Source organism: Acidovorax sp. GW821-FHT10A04 (assembly GCF_059415825.1).
This window is the reverse complement of record NZ_JBWKNZ010000005.1, coordinates 65,628-81,506: the sequence shown is the minus strand read 5'-3', so window position 1 is coordinate 81,506 and position 15,879 is coordinate 65,628. Positions and strand designations below refer to the sequence as shown.

The 15,879-nt window shown below is 64.7% G+C and carries 11 protein-coding genes; 9 read left to right on the top strand and 2 right to left on the bottom strand.

Going from position 1 to position 15,879, the window contains the following annotated elements; genetic code table 11:
* Positions 1 to 7 precede the first annotated feature (7 nt).
* From AC07PF_RS12560 to AC07PF_RS12530, 7 genes are all read left to right on the top strand, one after another.
* A complete protein-coding gene (locus tag AC07PF_RS12560) occupies positions 8 to 1,456 on the top strand; it encodes an ankyrin repeat domain-containing protein (RefSeq protein WP_494612086.1) in 1,449 nt (482 codons plus the stop codon).
* A 79-nt stretch (positions 1,457 to 1,535) separates the two neighbouring features.
* Positions 1,536 to 1,988, top strand: coding sequence for a hypothetical protein (locus AC07PF_RS12555; RefSeq protein WP_494612085.1), 453 nt, complete (start codon positions 1,536 to 1,538; stop codon positions 1,986 to 1,988).
* Between the two features lie 20 nt (positions 1,989 to 2,008).
* The gene (locus AC07PF_RS12550) at positions 2,009 to 2,470 is read left to right on the top strand and encodes a GNAT family N-acetyltransferase (RefSeq protein ID WP_494612280.1); all 462 of its coding nucleotides are present in this window, start codon (positions 2,009 to 2,011) and stop codon (positions 2,468 to 2,470) included.
* Positions 2,467 to 3,003, top strand: a complete 537-nt coding sequence (locus AC07PF_RS12545) for a GNAT family N-acetyltransferase (protein WP_494612084.1) — start codon at positions 2,467 to 2,469, stop codon at positions 3,001 to 3,003. Before AC07PF_RS12550 ends, AC07PF_RS12545 begins: the two co-directional genes overlap by 4 nt.
* 15 nt (positions 3,004 to 3,018) lie before the next feature.
* A complete protein-coding gene (locus AC07PF_RS12540) occupies positions 3,019 to 3,621 on the top strand; it encodes a putative glycolipid-binding domain-containing protein (RefSeq protein ID WP_494612083.1) in 603 nt (200 codons plus the stop codon).
* Between the two features lie 122 nt (positions 3,622 to 3,743).
* Positions 3,744 to 4,913 (top strand): esterase-like activity of phytase family protein, encoded by a 1,170-nt coding sequence (locus AC07PF_RS12535; protein ID WP_494612082.1) that lies wholly within the window; start codon positions 3,744 to 3,746, stop codon positions 4,911 to 4,913.
* Between the two features lie 392 nt (positions 4,914 to 5,305).
* Entirely contained in the window at positions 5,306 to 9,994 is a 4,689-nt protein-coding gene (locus AC07PF_RS12530) for an RHS repeat-associated core domain-containing protein (protein ID WP_494612081.1), read from the top strand.
* A 371-nt stretch (positions 9,995 to 10,365) separates the two neighbouring features.
* Here AC07PF_RS12530 and AC07PF_RS12525 read toward each other — a convergent pair whose 3' ends face one another.
* Positions 10,366 to 12,987 (bottom strand): ATP-binding protein, encoded by a 2,622-nt coding sequence (locus AC07PF_RS12525; protein ID WP_494612080.1) that lies wholly within the window; start codon positions 12,985 to 12,987, stop codon positions 10,366 to 10,368.
* A gap of 155 nt (positions 12,988 to 13,142) precedes the next feature.
* Entirely contained in the window at positions 13,143 to 14,048 is a 906-nt protein-coding gene (locus AC07PF_RS12520; protein ID WP_494612079.1) for a LysR family transcriptional regulator, read from the bottom strand.
* A gap of 91 nt (positions 14,049 to 14,139) precedes the next feature.
* Between AC07PF_RS12520 and AC07PF_RS12515 the strand changes: the two genes are divergently transcribed.
* Together AC07PF_RS12515 and AC07PF_RS12510 are read left to right on the top strand one after the other, a co-directional pair.
* Positions 14,140 to 15,519 (top strand): acyclic terpene utilization AtuA family protein, encoded by a 1,380-nt coding sequence (locus AC07PF_RS12515; protein ID WP_494612078.1) that lies wholly within the window; start codon positions 14,140 to 14,142, stop codon positions 15,517 to 15,519.
* Positions 15,516 to 15,878, top strand: coding sequence for an AtuA-related protein (locus AC07PF_RS12510; RefSeq protein ID WP_007849325.1), 363 nt, complete (start codon positions 15,516 to 15,518; stop codon positions 15,876 to 15,878). The genes AC07PF_RS12515 and AC07PF_RS12510 overlap by 4 nt, the downstream gene beginning before the upstream one ends.
* The last annotated feature ends 1 nt before the right edge of the window (position 15,879 follow it).

The following is a 15,879-nucleotide window of genomic DNA, read 5'->3' as shown; positions in this document are numbered from 1 at the left end:
CTTTTCCATGGCCACTTCTCTTTCCGCCGCTCTGGACGACGATCTCGGCATCGATGCCTGCATTGAGGAAATGGAACGCCTGGTCCGCTCTGGCGTGCACCCGGACCGCATCAGCCTGTACCACGATGCGTCTGCAGTGCAATGGGCATGCCAGGCCCAATGGGTCTACTACGACGGCCCCGACGAGGCATCTGCCGCCCGGCGCGTCGACGCGCAGTTCGCGTTGCTGCGACTGATGCTGGAGCACGGCGCAAACCCCAACAAGCGCAAGAACCGCAACTCCACCCCTTTGGCCGTGTGTTGCCGGCAGTTCATCTCGTACTTCCAGGAGCGTGCGGTGGAGCGGCTGGCCCTGGTACTGGCGGCGGGCGGCGACCCGCGCCAGACCAAGGACCCCGCCATCTGCATGGCCCTGGGCCTGGGCGAGATGCGGGGGGAGATTTTCGACATGGCGTTCCGTGCCGATGCGCCAGCAGGGCACGCCGACGCCGTTTTCCAGGCCATAGACCTGCTGCTCAAGGCGGGTGCCGACATCGAGGCCATGGACCACCGCCAGATGTACACCCCGCTGCTCATGGCCGCCTTCATGGGCAGCGTGCCTCTGCTGCAGTTCCTGAAGGAGCGTGGAGCCAACGTGCACGCCACCAACCCCGATGGCTCCAATGCCTTGATGTACACCGCAGGCGACGTGGATGGCCTTGCCAACAGCCGCGCCGGCTTCTCCACCACCTGGCACCGCAGGGGCGACCCCGTGGCCACCACCCGCCAGTTGATCGACTGGGGCCTGGACCCCGCCGCCGCCAACGCCCGCGGGCGCACCCCCCTGCGCCTGGCCGTGAACGCCGGCAACCTCGACGTGGCCGCGGTGCTGGCGGAGGCGCTGGCCGCCCAGGGCAAGCTGGGGGCGGCCGAGGTGCGCCTGTTCAAGGGCACCGAGTACCAAGCCCGCGTGGCTGCGCTCACCACCAGCGTGCAGCCCAAGAAGCCGGCCAAGCCCAAGAAGCCAATCCAGCCCAAGGCGTCCGAGGATGTAGTCCAGCGCGCCACCTGGGATCGCGCCCTTGCACTGATCGACGGCCCCACCGACTGGCAGCCCAGCCAATACCCCGAATGGCTGCGCACCTGCCTGAAAGAGGTGATCGCGCGCCTGGCATCGGGTGCGGACCCCCGGGTCCCGCCCGATGTGCTGTACCTTGAATACCATGGCCACTTTCGCAGTCTGCGCTGGTCCCGCACCAAGTCCTATGTCAGCCGCAGCGGCGCAGTGGAACTGGAGGCCCAGGTGGTCGATTGGGCAAAGATGTCCGTCAGCTTCTCGCAGGTGGACAACGACAACTGGGTGCTGCGCGAAGCCATCGAACTGCCCATGGTGCCCCCAGGCACACCGCCCAGCACCGAAGCCCTGTGCGAAGCCGTCGGGCAGCTGTGCGCCAGGTACCTCAAGACCGTGGGGTGATGAGCCCCGCCAAACCCTTTACGATCCCACCCGTTGGCACACCTACAAACAAGCTGGTTCTGAAGAGGGAGAAAAACACATGCCATTGCCTTGGTCGATCATCGCCACCCTGGGCCTCGCCGCTGCGCTGGCCGCCTGCTCACCCGCTGTGCCCACCGAGTGGCGTGGCATCCCCGTGGTGAAGGACCAGCTCGTGAAGGTGGAGGACACCACCAACGACCATGGCCTGTATGCGGTGTACAGCGGCGTCTCGCGTGCGGAGATGTTCCAGCGGATGGCCGCGTCCATGGCGGGGGCGGGCTACACCAAGGTGGGCGAGGCCTTTGAAGGCAATGTCCACGGCTACACTAAGGGCACCGAGCAGCTGGCCGTGAAGGTGGACCAGTTCGGCGACGAAGTGTTCCTGGCCGTCTTCGATGCCAAGGGCAAGGAGCCCCTGGTGCACGGCGTGGTGTTCGGCCAGTACCAGCTGGGCGAGAAGAAGACGGGGCAGGAGGCCAAGGACCAGTTGCTCAAGGACCTCGCCAAGTGAGCCCGGGAAACCAGTCTGCCATGCGCATCCAGCTCGAATCCCCGCGCCAGGCCGACGTGGTGCAGCTCATCGACGACCTCGACGCCTTTCAGAAACCGCTGTACCCGCCCGAAAGCCACCACGGCATCGACCTGAACGCGCTGTCGCAGCCCAACGTGCTGTTCGCCGTGGCGCGCAATGCGGACGGCGTGGCCCTGGGCTGCGGCGCCATGGTGCTGGGGGCCGATGTCAGCGAGGTCAAGCGCATGTACGTGCGCCCCGAGGCCCGCGGCCAGGGCCTGGCGCGGGCGCTGCTGGCCTTTGTCGAAGCCGAGGCCATCGCGCGCGGCTGCACCCGCTTTGCACTGGAGACCGGGCCCCTGCAACCCGAGGCGCTGGGCCTGTACGCCCGCATGGGCTATGCAGAGTGCGGACCGTTCGGCGGCTATGCGCCGGACGTGCACAGCGTGTTCATGCGCAAAGAGGTGCAGGTGGCTGTATGACGGCGCCGGCCGATGGCACCACTGTGCGCCGGCTCACGACCGAAGACGCCGAGGCCTTCAGCGCGCTGCGCCGCCGGGTGGCTGCAGACAACCCTGTGCCCTTGGGCCTGGGGCTGCAGGAAGAGCTGGCCCGACCGCTGCAAGGCTTTCGCGACCAGTTGGGTGCTCCATCGAATGCGGTGTTCGGCGCCTTCGTCCAGGGCGAGCTGGCGGCCACGGCTGCCGCCACGCCCAGCGGGCCGTTCTCGTCTTCGCACCACAAATTCATCCTGTGGGGCACCTTCGTGGCACTGTCCCATCGCCGCCAGGGCCTGGGCCGCACCGTGGTGGAGCAGGCCATCGGGCATGCACGCCAGCTAGGGGCGCGCCGCATCCACCTCACCATGTACCTGCCCAATCCGGCTGCCCGGGCCTTGTATGAATCCCTGGGCTTTGCGGCCTGGGGCACCGAGCCGGAGGCCGTGTGCATCGATGGCGTTTACCACGATGGCTTGCAGATGGCCCTGCTGCTGGGAGAAGATGGAAGCGTTTGAGCAAAGGCCCGCCGCATGCCGCAGACCCTCATCGCCCCGACCGCGCACCACACCTTCTTCTGGCGCCGCCTCTACAGCCCCGGCAGCGATGTCTGCCGCGTCCACCAGCGCACCGATGGCGGCTGGGACCTGCGCGGCACGGCCGTGTTCCATGACGAAGGTCTGGCCTGCGACCTGGGCTATGCCATCAGCGTCGACGCCCGTTGGGTGACCCAGGCCGCCCATGTGTTCGGTCACTGCGGCGAACGCGCGGTGGACCTGCGCTTTCACCCCGGCGCCGATGGGCAGTGGCGTGTAGGGCAGGGCAGTGGGGCCGATGCGGATACCGGCGTCAGCGCCAGCGCATGCCCGGACATGGACCTCAATTTCAGCCCTGCCACCAACATGATCGCGATCCGCCGCATGGCGCTGGAGGTGGGGCAGGAGGCGCAGGCGCCTGCGGCCTGGCTGTCGTTTCCGGAGTTGCGGCTTCAGGAATTGCCCCAGGTCTACCGGCGGTTGGATGCCCTGCGCTACCAGTACGACGCGCCTACGGTAGGCTACAGCGGGGTGCTCGAAGTGTGCGCAGACGGCGCCGTGGTCGACTACCCGGAGCTGTTCGCGCGGACCACCTCCTGAGCGCGCAGACGCGCCAGGGCGACGTGTTTCTCGGGCACAACAGTTACCGACGGTGTCATGCACGTGACGCACTCGCCCCCCAAGCTCCCGTGCTTTCTCACCCCCGCAGAAAGATGCACCACATGGGCTTCGCACACACCACCTCCGCCTGGCACCGCACGGCTGCCGCGTTCGCGCTGGCCGCGCTGACGGCAGCCACCCTGGCCGCCTGCGGCGGCAGCGACGACGACAACGGCGAATCCCGCGTTGCATCCCTTAGGCTGATCGGCACCGCGTCCCTGCCCACCGGCACGATGTTCGAGGGCGTGGAGTTCGGTGGCATCTCGGGGCTGGACCTGGCCACCGATGGCAGCTACTGGGCGATCTCGGACGACCGGGGTGGCGAGCGTGGCACGCCGCGCTTCTACAACCTCAGCATCGACTACGCCGCCACCGGCCCGGTGACGGTCAAGGTCAACCGCCAGACGTACATGCAGCGCGAGGATGGCTCCAGCTTCCCGGCCAACGCCCGCACGGTGGACCCCGAGGCGATCCGCCTGGCGCCCAATGGCAACCTGTACTGGTCGTCCGAGGGCAACTGGGGCACCACGGCTGCGACCCTGTTCCAGCCCTTCGTGCGCGAGATGACCACCGCCGGCAAGTTCGTGCGCGAGTTCAAGATGCCGGCCATCTACAACTATGTGGACAACACCACCACGGGCGCACGCAGCAACAAGCTCTTCGAGGCGCTGACCGTGGCGCCCGATGGCACGGTGTTCGTGGCCAACGAGGATGCGCTGATCCAGGACGGCCCGCTGACCACCGTGCAGGCCGGCAGCGTGGTGCGCGTGACGGCCCTGGACTCGGCCACGGGCGCGGCCAAGGCGCAGTACGCCTACCAGTTGCCCAAGATCCCGGTGGATGCGCCCGCTGGCGCACCGTTCGGCCCGGACAACGGCCTGTCGGACTTTCTGGCCATCGGCAACAAGAAATTCATCGCCATCGAGCGCGCTTTTGCCTCGGGCATCGGCAACACCATCCGCCTGGTGCTGACCGAGATCACCGACGCCACCACCAACGTGGGCAGCATGGCCAGCCTGGCAGGCCCTGCCGCCTACACGCCCATGACCCGCAAGCTGCTGCTCGAGATGCCCATTACCTACCAGGGTGTCAAGCTCGACAACATCGAGGCCATCACCTGGGGCAAGACCCTGCCCAACGGCCACCGCACCATCGTGCTGGCGGCGGACAACAACTTCACGGCGGATACGCAGGCGACTCAGCTCATGGTGTTGGAGGTGTTGCCGGAGTAAATGGGCGCTGCGCCCGCAGGGCATGTGCGGGCGACCTGCTGCAATTTTTTCCCGGCGACTGCGCGGTAGCAGTTTGCGGGGGGCGGTTGGCGCGGGATGTGTAGGGCCGCCAAGATGGCGACCTCCCCATGCTTCGCACAGCTGCTTGGTTCTGCCTACCCTTCGTCTGAAGGTGCCATGCACTCCGCACTCCGCTGGTGCGTGAACGCGCCGACAAAGCGTTCATTTGGTCTCGCAACACATGCTTACAAATGCGCTCGTCAAAAACGAAAGCCTTGGCAGTGAGCGTAGGTACATTACCGGCATTAAAGGCAATGTCTATGTTGCGTTCTTGTTGAGATCTGCTTTAACGAGACGCCATAAAAAGTCAAGAAAATTTTGGGAGGGAGTTCATGTTCTCTGCTGCAAAGCGGGTTGGTGAGTTGTTTGCTCGCGCTTCTGTAAATCTGCTTAAAAAACTTATCCTCGGGTTTTTAAAAATCACCCGGTTGCAAGTTTTAACGCTAAGGCATGCAGGAATTGCCTCGGTTTTTGGATTATTGCTTGTCTCGTCACAGTGCATCAATGCGGCTGTTCCGCGCGAGCCATTCTATCTTGGGTACCCGTACACCGAAGAGCTGGGAAAGCCGTTCTATACGAAGCGTGGCTATTGTGACGCCTATTCTGCTTGGCGTGCGGCGAATCCGAATGATCAATACACATTCACAGTCGTGGAGGTCTTCGATGCGGATGGGACAAATATTTCATGCGGAGGATGGTTGCGGGGAAAAGAAGGAGCTTATAAGGCTTACACGTACGTTCCAGTTACTGCCAGTCACCCGTGTCCAGCCAATTCGAAAAATTATGTAGCCAATGACTGTGGCTGCGATTTTGGATATACCGAAAGAGGCGGTAAGTGCGAACGGAATAATAATGTTCCTGACGGCCCGAGCGGATCTTCATGCCCGCTCTCAGACTACCGCGAACCAACTGGTAGTACTAAGCACCCCATTCTCTTAAGCACTGGGGAGAAGCATCTCGACGAGGATGACTTCTTCGACTTGTCAGCCCATCCACTGGGGTTCTCCCGCAACTATCTCCATCGGAGAAGCTTGAGTCAAAGCACTGTAGGTGCAGGTTGGTCTCACAGCTACGCAGAGCGTCTTCAACACGAGCCTGCGGTGGCAGCCTCAGCGCGAGTAAAGCCATCTCCTGAAAAACTCACTATTTTCCTGGGCGACGGGTCAGAGAGGTGGTTCTTGCCTTCCGGTAGTAGCTGGATTCCACTGGGCAGCGCCGACACTTTGGAATCCACCCCTCCGGGTTGGATTCACAAGTCTGCATCTGATGATGTCGTTCGAAAATTCGATGCTTATGGGAAATTGATTAGCCACCAGCAACGAAATGGCTGGACCTACCAATACAGCTACAATGCGGCCGGCGAACTGCAGACTGTCACCAACCAGTTCGGTCGCACGCTGCATTTCGCGTACAGCGGCTCGAATCGGCTATCCAGTGTCAGTTTGGGTACGGCAGTAAAGGCTACGTATGGTTATGACGGTTCTGGGCGGCTGCAAACAGTAACGTTTGCAGGCGGCGCATCCAAGTCCTATCTTTACGAGGATGCGGCATTCCCTCAAGCGATCACCGGCATTGTGGATGAGAATGGTGTGCGCCTGGCAACCTTTGCTTACAATGCCAATGGTGATGCGGTCAAAACGGAGCGCGCCGGAAATGTGTCTGTCTATGAAGTGAGTTATCCAGGGACTCCCCATGGCTCTACAACCGTTAAGGATCCGCTGGGGGTTACTCGCAACTACTCCTATAAAAGAAATAGCGGAAGCTTGGCTATCGTATCGAGCGATTACGCCTCGGGCGGGTATTCCAATATTGCTGCGAGCCGCGTGCAAAATTCTTCCGGCCTCATTGATTCCGAAAAAGATTTCCAGGGTTTCTCGACTTCCTTTACCTGGGATACCGCTCGTCGCCTTCGCCTGACTAAGACCGAAGCTGTCAACCAGCCGGAAAGCCGGACGACCTCAACATCCTGGCACAGCCAATGGCGCTTGCCTGTGGCAGTCACAGAGCCTGGCCGCACGACTGGCTACACCTACGACGGCCAAGGCAACGTGCTGACAAGCACTCTTACGGACACGGGTCCGGGGGGCGTGGCGCGCACCACCACCTGGACCTACAACTCGGCCGGCTTGGTTGCCACTGAGACCGCCCCAAACGGGGCAGCCACCAGCTACACCTACGACAGCCTGGGCAACCTCACCCAGAGCACGAATGCCCTTGGCCATGTGGACACCTACACCCATGACAGCACAGGCCGCGTGCTCAGCCACACCGCACCCAACGGCTTGGTGAGCAGCTATACCTACGATGCGCGTGGCCGCATGCTTACCAGCAACCGCGGCGGGCAAGTCACCACCTTGACCTATCGCCCTAGCGGGCACATTGCAACGGCCACGTTCGCGCATGGCCACAGCATCACGTATTCCTATGACGCAGCTCAGCGCATGACAGGCTGGAGCGACAACCGTGGCAACACCGGCACCTATGTGCTGGACGCCATGGGCAACCGGACCAATGAGGAGGTGCGCGACAGCCAGGGTCAACTGGCCTGGAAACTGGCACGCACCATCAACATAATGAATTTGGTTGCCAGCACCACCTTGGGCCCGCAGTCGCCCACGACCAACAGCTACGACAACAACGGTGAGTTGGTCCAAACCCGCAATGGCAACAGCGAGAACAGCCAGATTACGCTGGACGGCCTGCGCCGCGTCAAGACCGCTTACGACGCATACAACGCTGCGACTTCGCTGACATACAACGCCCTGGATGGCGTCACGTCCCTGACGGACCCCAAGAGCGTCACCACCACCTACACCCGCGACGCCCTGGGCAACGCCACCAGCGAAGCCAGCCCCGACAGCGGCAGCGAAAGCGTCCAATACGACGCCCTGGGCCTGCCCACCAGCATCACCAACGCCCTGGGTCAGGCAACGACCATCACGCGTGACTCGCTGGGCCGCCCCACATCCATCGTGCACGCCGGCGGCACCACCACCCTGCGCTACGACCAGACCCCTGTCAGCAAGGGCTACCTCAGCGAGATTGAAGATTCCAGCGGCCTGACCACCTACCAGCGCGACCTGCACGGCCGTGTTGTGAGCCAGACCCAGAAGCTCATCAACAACGACACCCGCACCCTGGCCTACAGCTACAACGCCACCACGGGTTTGCTCGCCAGCACCACTTACCCCGGCGGCCAGGTCCTGCAGAACGTGTATGACGCCACCGGCCAACTCACCGGCCTCACCTGGGCCGGCCAGCCCATCGTCAGCGGGATCGCATGGAGCCCCTTGGGCCAGCCCACCGCCTGGAACTGGAACCTCCCCGGCAGCACTGCCGCCATCCCGGCCACCCGCAGCTACAACACCGCAGGTCAGCTGACCAACACCGAGTTCAGCAGCTATGTGTATGACGGAGCAGGCCGCATCACCAGCCTCACCCAGAGCCTGATGCAACCCGCCAGCACGGACGTGCAAGCCAACACGGTGACCCAGGCCCCCGCCACCTGGACGGTGACCTACATCCCCACAGGCCGCATCACCAGCTTCACCAAGTCCGCCGCCAGCGGTACACCAACCGACACCGTCACCTACACCTACGACCCCAACGGCAACCGCACCAGCAGCAGCCAACAGCGCGCAGGCACCACCACCAACCGCACCTACACGCTCACGGCCAACCGCCAGACCGGCTTCAGCCAGACACAAACAGGTGCCAGCACCGCGAGCACCAGCGTCACTTATGAGTACAACGCCGCAGGCGACCTGCTGAACGATGGGCTGCGCAGCTTCCAATACGACAGCCAGGAACGCCTGGAAAAAGTCACCACCGGCACGGGAGCAGACGCCCCCAGCACCCAGTACGCCCACAACGCCCTGGGCCAGCGCGTGTTCAAGACCGAACCACTGTTCGCCAGCGGCGGATCAGGATCGACCACCAGCAGCAAGAACCTCAACAACCTCCTGGCCGACCCCGAAGACCAGGAAGAAGCGGAGAAGGAGCAGGACAAGGGCCTGATCCAGACCGCGTATGAATTCTTCACCCGCCTGTGGAGCCCCGGCAGCAGCGACGCGCAGAAACTGGGTTATGCCTATGTCTACGGCCAGGACGACTCCCTGCTGGGCGAATACGGCATGGGCGGCAGCAACAGCACTGGCACCACCCAGTACATCTACCTGCCCACGGCCAACGGCCCCATGCCCATTGCCGCCATCGTCAATGGAGTGGCATATGCCGTGCACAGCGACCACCTGAACACCCCGCGCAAGCTCACCCAGCCCGACGGCCAGGTGGCTTGGCAATGGGCGTACAGCGCGTTTGGGGATGAACAGCCCACTCTGGGCGCCAAGCGCTTTACCGACGCGACGACCAACCCCACGACGGGCAGCACCACCATCCCCGAAGTGACTTTCAACCTGCGCTATCCGGGGCAGTACTACGACAAAGAGAGCAACCTGCACTACAACTACTTCCGCAGCTACAGTGCGGAGCGGGGGCGGTATACGCAGGCGGATCCGATTGGGTTGGATGGTGGGTTCAATCGGTTTGGGTATGTAGATGGCAATCCGCTTTCATTCGTTGATCCAGAAGGACTGCAGTTCCTTGATCTGACAACTATTGCTGGGGTAAGGCGTAATACAACGCTTGATGATGCGGTGAGGGCAGGTGCCTGGACACGGGCTGTGACGATGCCTGCCATTACTGTTGGTCTTACACCGTCTGCCATTGGATTGATTGGATCAGCATCAGCGCCTTTGTTTTGTGCAGCGCCTGAAACCATCACTGTTTCTCGTTGGGGCCGCGAAGGGCTTGAGGCTGGGGATTGGGTTATGAAAGGCGGCCAAAACTGGTGGAACTACACTCGATCCTTCAAATGGCAGCCGGGTATGGGCAATCAGTTTGCCCCGTATGGGACAGGCGCAAGCTATCAAATCCCAGCAAGCGCAATTAGGTGGCCAACGGGTGTTGGCATTGATGGCGCTTGGAAAGGATTATTTGGTCAGCGGATTTATTTGCCATGATGAATATTTTTTGTGTTTTTTTGCTTTTGGTAGGGTTTTGGCTGATATTTCTGAATTGGCGCTGTTTTTATGTGGCATTCGTAAAAAAGCAGCCGTCTCCGTCTTGGATACCGCTGATGGGTGGGATTCTCGTGTTCCTTGGGTTCTTTTTCCTCCCGGGAAATCCCTTCAGTGAGTTGGCTTGGTTGGCATTTGTGTGTGATTGGGGTAGTTTGCCCGGTATCGGTCACGCTATCATTTACCATCAGATTCGAAAAAATAAATAGCGGGTTTTACACGGTAGCGCTCGGTGGAAACCAATGGTCAGGACGAGTGTGGATAAGGGACGACTTGATATCTCCTCCGCTATAGCTTGACAGCCCGGCGCTACCTCACCTCTCAATCATCTCCTGCACCTTCGCCGCCAACGCAGCCACATCAAACGGCTTGGTAATCACCTCCATCCCAAACGCTAGCAACCCATTGCCCACGGCCGCGTTCTCGGCGTAGCCGGTGATGAAAAGCACCTTCAGGTCCGGCCGCGTCACGCGCCCTGCGTCGGCCACCTGGCGGCCGTTCAGGCCGCCGGGCAGGCCCACGTCGGTCAGCAGCAGGTCGATGCGGCGGTCGGACTGCAGCACGTGCAGGCCGGCCGGGCCGTCGCCCACCGAGATCACGTTGTAGCCCAGGTCTTCCAGCTCTTCGGCGATCAGGCCGCGGATGGTGGCCTCGTCTTCGATCAACAGCACCACTTCGCCGTCGCCCCGGTGGTCGAAGCTGGGCAGGGTGTCCTGACCGGCCTGTTCCGCATCGCCCACGTAGCGCGGCAGGTACAGGCACATGGTCGTGCCTTCGCCGGGTACCGAGTAGATGCGCACTTGCCCGCCCGACTGGCGCACGAAGCCGTACACCATCGACAAACCCAGCCCCGTGCCCTGGCCCATGGGCTTGGTGGTGAAGAAAGGGTCGAACGCGCGTGCGATCACCTCGGGTGCCATGCCCACGCCGGTGTCGGTCACGCACAGCGAGATGTACTGCCCCGGCGGCAGTTCGCGCTCGGCCGCGGCGCGGTCGTCCAGCCATTTGTTGGCGGTTTCGATGGTCAGGCGCCCGCCGTTGGGGGCCATGGCGTCGCGCGCGTTGATGCACAGGTTGAGCACGGCGTTTTCGAGCTGCGAAGGGTCCACCTGCGTGAGCCACAGGCCGCCCGCACCGACCACCTCCACCTCGACGGATGGCCCCACGGTGCGCCGCACCATCTCCTCGATGCCGCCCACCAGGCGGTTCACGTCGGTGGGGCGCGGGTCCAGCGTCTGGCGGCGCGAAAACGCCAGCAGGCGCTGGGTCAGCGAAGCCGCGCGCCGCACCGAGCTTTGCGCCATGCCGATGTAGCGCTCGGTGTTGTCGAAGTTCCTGGCATTCAGGCGCTTTTCCAGCACCTGCAGGCTGGCGCTCATGCCGGCCAGCAGGTTGTTGAAGTCGTGCGCGATGCCGCCCGTGAGCTGGCCGATGGCCTCCATCTTCTGCGACTGGCGAAATTTCGCTTCCACCTCCATCAGCTCGTTCGTGCGCTCGGTCACCTTGCGCTCCAGCGACTCGTTCATCTCCCGCAGTTGGGCTTCGTTGCCGCGCAGCGCTCTTTCGGAGCGCACGCGTTCGGTGGCGGTGCGGGTGCGGCCGGCAATCTCGCGCATGAACTCGCACTCTTCCTGGGTCCACTGGCGCACTTCGTCCTGGTTCACGAAGAGCACGGCCACCAGGCGTTCGTGCTCCACCACGGGGATGTTCATGAAGGCACGGGCGCTGCGCGACTCCAGTGCACCGGCGGCCATCGCGGTGCGGGGGTCGTTGCGTGCATCGGTCACCCTGACGAACTCATCGTTCTTGAGCGCGTCGATGAAGGTGCCGAAGTCCCGCAGGCAAAGCTCTCCCTGCAGCGTGAGCACCCCCGGAGCCGTCCAGTCGCACTGCACCTGCAGGATGTCGGTATCGTGGTCCACGCGGCCATAGCCCGCGCGGCTCACTTTGAGTGTCTGTCCCAGGATGCGGGCTGCGGCCAGGCTGATGTCGTCCACGTTGTCCAGCCCGCGCAACTGGCTGGTGAACTCGGTCAAGGCGTCGCGCTTGGCCTCAGCTGCCACCCGCTCGGTCACGTCCAGGCCATCCACGAAGATGCCGGTCACCGCGCCGGAGGTGTCGCGGATCGGCTGGTACACGAAATCCAGGTAGCGCTCGCTCACCGGCTCACCCGCGTGCTGCCGGATGTCGAAACGGGCGCCGAAGGCGGTGGCCGCCTTGCCGCTGGAGTACACACCATCGAGCATGGCCACGTAGCCCTGCTCGGCGGCCTCGGGCAGCGCATCGGCCACATTGCGGCCCAGCAGGGGGCGGTCACCCACGAGTTCGTGGTACCTGGGGTTGGACAGTTCGATGCGATGCGTGGGCCCCTGCAGCAGCACCATGAAGCTGGGCGACTGCTCGAACAGGGTGGCAAAGCGCTCGCGCTCCAGCAGCAGGCGCCGGTCGGCCAGCACCTTGTCGGTGGTCTCCACCACCAGGGCCATGGCCCCCACCGGGGTGCCCGCCTCGTCCACCAGGGGCGAATAATTCAGGTCCACCCACAGCGGCTTGTGCACTCCGTCGCGGTTCAGGCTCAGTTCCTGGTCCTCGTAGTTGAGGGTGCCTCCGGCAAGGCACACCTTGAGCACCCGGTCGTTCAGGTCGGCCGCCTCGGGCCACGCCTCGCGGATTTCCATGCCCAGCAGGCCCGGGTGGCGCCCGCCGGCAAATTTGGCATAGGGGTCGTTGTAGATCAGCACGCCCACCTTGCCCCACAGCGTGGCGATGGGCATGGGGCAGCGCAGCATGTTGGCCAGCGCCAGCGTGAGGTGGGCAGGCCACTGGTCGAGCGGACCCAGTTCGGTGCGGGACCAGTCGAAGCCGGCGATCAGTCCGGCCATTTCGCCGCCGGCGGACAGGAGGGAAGCTTGGTTGGTGGGTATGCCGGAGGACATGGGGGCCAGGTTCTGTGATCGGGCCGTGCCCGGGGATGGCGGTGCGGCACCGCATTTTTCGCACGATGATAAAGACAGCTGTCCAGAGATTTTGTAGGCATTCGCCGATGCCGTCACCAAAACCTGCATGACTGGGTGGTGACCGCCGATAACCGCTACCCCTGGCCCGGTCTGCGCGCCATCACCAGCGTGTACAGCGCCTGCGCCGCCACCGACAGGCTGCGGTCGCGCCGGCGCACCAGGTAGATCTGGCGCAGCAGCCCGGGCAGGGCCAGCGGCCGGGTGACCAGGCCGGGCTGGTCGAAATGGAACAGCGTGAGCGCCGGCACCACGCTGACGCCCAGGCCCGCGCGCACCATGCCCATCACCGTGGCCAGTTGTTCCACCTCCATCAGCGTGTGCATGGCCTGCGGGTGGAAGGCGGCCTCCAGGTACTGGCGCACGCTGCTGGTGCGCGCCAGGTGGATGAAGGGGTACGCGGCCAGGTCCGCCGGGGCAATGGCCTTCTTGCGCCGGGCCAGCGGGTGGTCGGCCGGGCACACCAGGTGGAAGTCGTCGCTGCAAAAGGGCTCCGCCTGCAGCTCGGGCGTGTCGGCGCGGATGGCGGCCAGCGCGAAGTCGGCCTTGCCGCTGGCCACACGCTCGATGCAGGGCTCCGAGAGCACGTCGGCGATGTCGATCTCGATGCCCGGGTAGCTGATGCGGTAGGCCGCCAGCACGCCCGGCAGCCAGCCCGCGGCCAGCGACGGCAGCAGCGCCACCGCCACGCGCCCGCGCTGCAGCGTGGCGGCGTCGCGCACGGCGGCCAGTGCGGCCGTGATCTCGCCGCGGATGCGCCGCGCCGACTCCAGGAAGTTCTGGCCCTCGCCCGTGAGATCCACATGCCGCGTGCTGCGGTCGAACAGGCGCAGGCCCAGGTCGTCCTCCAGCGCGCGGATCAATGCGCTGAACGCCGGTTGCGACAGATGGCACTGGGCCGCGGCGCGCGTGAAGTTGCGCTGCTCGGCCAGCGCCAGGAAGGCGTCGAGCTGGCGGGTGGACAAATGGTGCTGCGCGCTCATTGATTTGAAAAGCAGATGGATTGATACCAACAATCTATTTTACAGAATAACACCGGGTGCCTACATTCGGCCCAGGAGACAAAGACACCTTATGGCGAACAACGCAACATTGCTGGTCGGCTGCGCCGCCGGCTTCTCGGGCGACCGCACGGACGCCGCCGCGCCCGTGGCGCAGGCCCTGATCGCCAGCGGCAAGCCGGCCGTGCTGATCTTCGAGACCCTGGCCGAGCGCACCCTGGCCCTGGCCCAACTGGCCCGCCGCACCGACCCCGACGCGGGCTACGAACCCCTGCTGGTCGACATGCTGCGCCCCGTGCTGGGTGACTGCCTGGCGCACGGCGTGCGCATCGTGAGCAACTTTGGCGCCGCCAACCCCGAGGGCGCGGCCCGGCGCATCGTGCAACTTGCGGCCGAACTGGGCCTGCGCCGCCCGCGCGTGGCCGTGGTCCATGGCGACGACCTGAGCGGCCCCGCGCACCGCGCGCTGCTGCAGGGCTCCCTGGGCGATGCCATGCCCATTGAGCCCATCGCCAGTGCCAACGCCTACATCGGGGCCCAGGCCATTGCCGGTGCATTGCGCGAGGGCGCGGACGTGGTGGTCTGCGGCCGCGTGGCCGATCCCTCGCTGGTGCTGGGCCCGGCCCTGGCGCACTACGGCTGGGCGCACGACGACTGGGACCGCCTGGCCCGCGCCACCATGTGCGGCCACTTGCTCGAATGCGGCGCCCAGGTCACGGGCGGCTACTTCGCCGACCCCGGCTACAAGGACGTGCCCGGCATGGCCCGCCTGGGCTACCCCATCGCCGAGATCGACGCCGACGGCCACTGCACCATCACCAAGCCCCCGGGCACGGGCGGGCGCATCGACGAGCGCACGGTCAAGGAGCAGTTGCTGTACGAGCTGCACGACCCTGCCGCCTACCTGACGCCCGATGTGGTGGCCGACATCACCGAGGCCCGCGTGACCGCCGTGGGGCCCGACGCCGTGCGCCTGGACGGTGTGCGCGGCCATGCGCGCCCGGCCACGCTCAAGGTCAATGTGTGCTTCGAGTCGGGCTGGTTCGCCGAGGGCGAGATCTCGTACGCCGGCGCCCGGGCCGAGGCCCGCGCCCGCCTGGCCGGCGAGGTGCTGCGCGAGCGCCTGGCTGGCCTGGGCCCGCTGCGCATCGACCTGATCGGCGTGACCAGCGTGCTGGGCGACGACGCCGGCCGCTGGCTCGATGGCAGCAGTGGGGATGGCCGCGACGTGCGCCTGCGCGTGGCCCTGCAGCACCGCGACCATGCCAGCGCCCAGCGCCTGCTGCGCGAGGTGACCGCCCTGTACACCTGCGGCCCCGCAGGCGGGGGCGGGGTGCGCACGGCGATGCGGCCACGCCTAGGCACCGTGTCGTGCCTGGTGCCGCGCGAGGCCGTGCCCACGGGCTACCGCATGTTCGATTCCACAGGACAAGAGGAAAGGGCGGCCGCATGACCGACACCACCATCACCGTTCCGCTCTACCGCCTGGCGCACAGCCGCACGGGCGACAAGGGCAACCGCTCCAACATCAGCGTCATCGCCTGGCACCCCGCGCTGTGGGACGTGCTCATGAGCGAGGTCACCGAAGCCGCCGTGGCGCGACATTTTGCGCACCGCCAGCCGGGCAACGTGGTGCGCTACGTGCTGCCGCAGCTGCAGGCCATGAACTTCGTGCTCGACGACGTGCTCGACGGCGGGGTCAACGACGCCCTCAACCTCGACAGCCACGGCAAGGCGCTGAGCTACCTGCTGCTGGACCTGCCGGTGCAGGTGCCTGCGGCGCTGGCAGAGCACCTGGCCGGGCCCGGCTGAT

Coding starts and splice junctions, on each gene's coding strand:
- AC07PF_RS12535 (WP_494612082.1), top strand. CDS start 3,744: ATGGGCTTCGCACACACCACCTCCGCCTGGCACCGCACGGCTGCCGCG.
- AC07PF_RS12550 (WP_494612280.1), top strand. CDS start 2,009: ATGCGCATCCAGCTCGAATCCCCGCGCCAGGCCGACGTGGTGCAGCTC.
- AC07PF_RS12520 (WP_494612079.1), bottom strand. CDS start 14,048: ATGAGCGCGCAGCACCATTTGTCCACCCGCCAGCTCGACGCCTTCCTG.
- AC07PF_RS12545 (WP_494612084.1), top strand. CDS start 2,467: ATGACGGCGCCGGCCGATGGCACCACTGTGCGCCGGCTCACGACCGAA.
- AC07PF_RS12560 (WP_494612086.1), top strand. CDS start 8: ATGGCCACTTCTCTTTCCGCCGCTCTGGACGACGATCTCGGCATCGAT.
- AC07PF_RS12525 (WP_494612080.1), bottom strand. CDS start 12,987: ATGTCCTCCGGCATACCCACCAACCAAGCTTCCCTCCTGTCCGCCGGC.
- AC07PF_RS12530 (WP_494612081.1), top strand. CDS start 5,306: ATGTTCTCTGCTGCAAAGCGGGTTGGTGAGTTGTTTGCTCGCGCTTCT.
- AC07PF_RS12555 (WP_494612085.1), top strand. CDS start 1,536: ATGCCATTGCCTTGGTCGATCATCGCCACCCTGGGCCTCGCCGCTGCG.
- AC07PF_RS12515 (WP_494612078.1), top strand. CDS start 14,140: ATGGCGAACAACGCAACATTGCTGGTCGGCTGCGCCGCCGGCTTCTCG.
- AC07PF_RS12510 (WP_007849325.1), top strand. CDS start 15,516: ATGACCGACACCACCATCACCGTTCCGCTCTACCGCCTGGCGCACAGC.
- AC07PF_RS12540 (WP_494612083.1), top strand. CDS start 3,019: ATGCCGCAGACCCTCATCGCCCCGACCGCGCACCACACCTTCTTCTGG.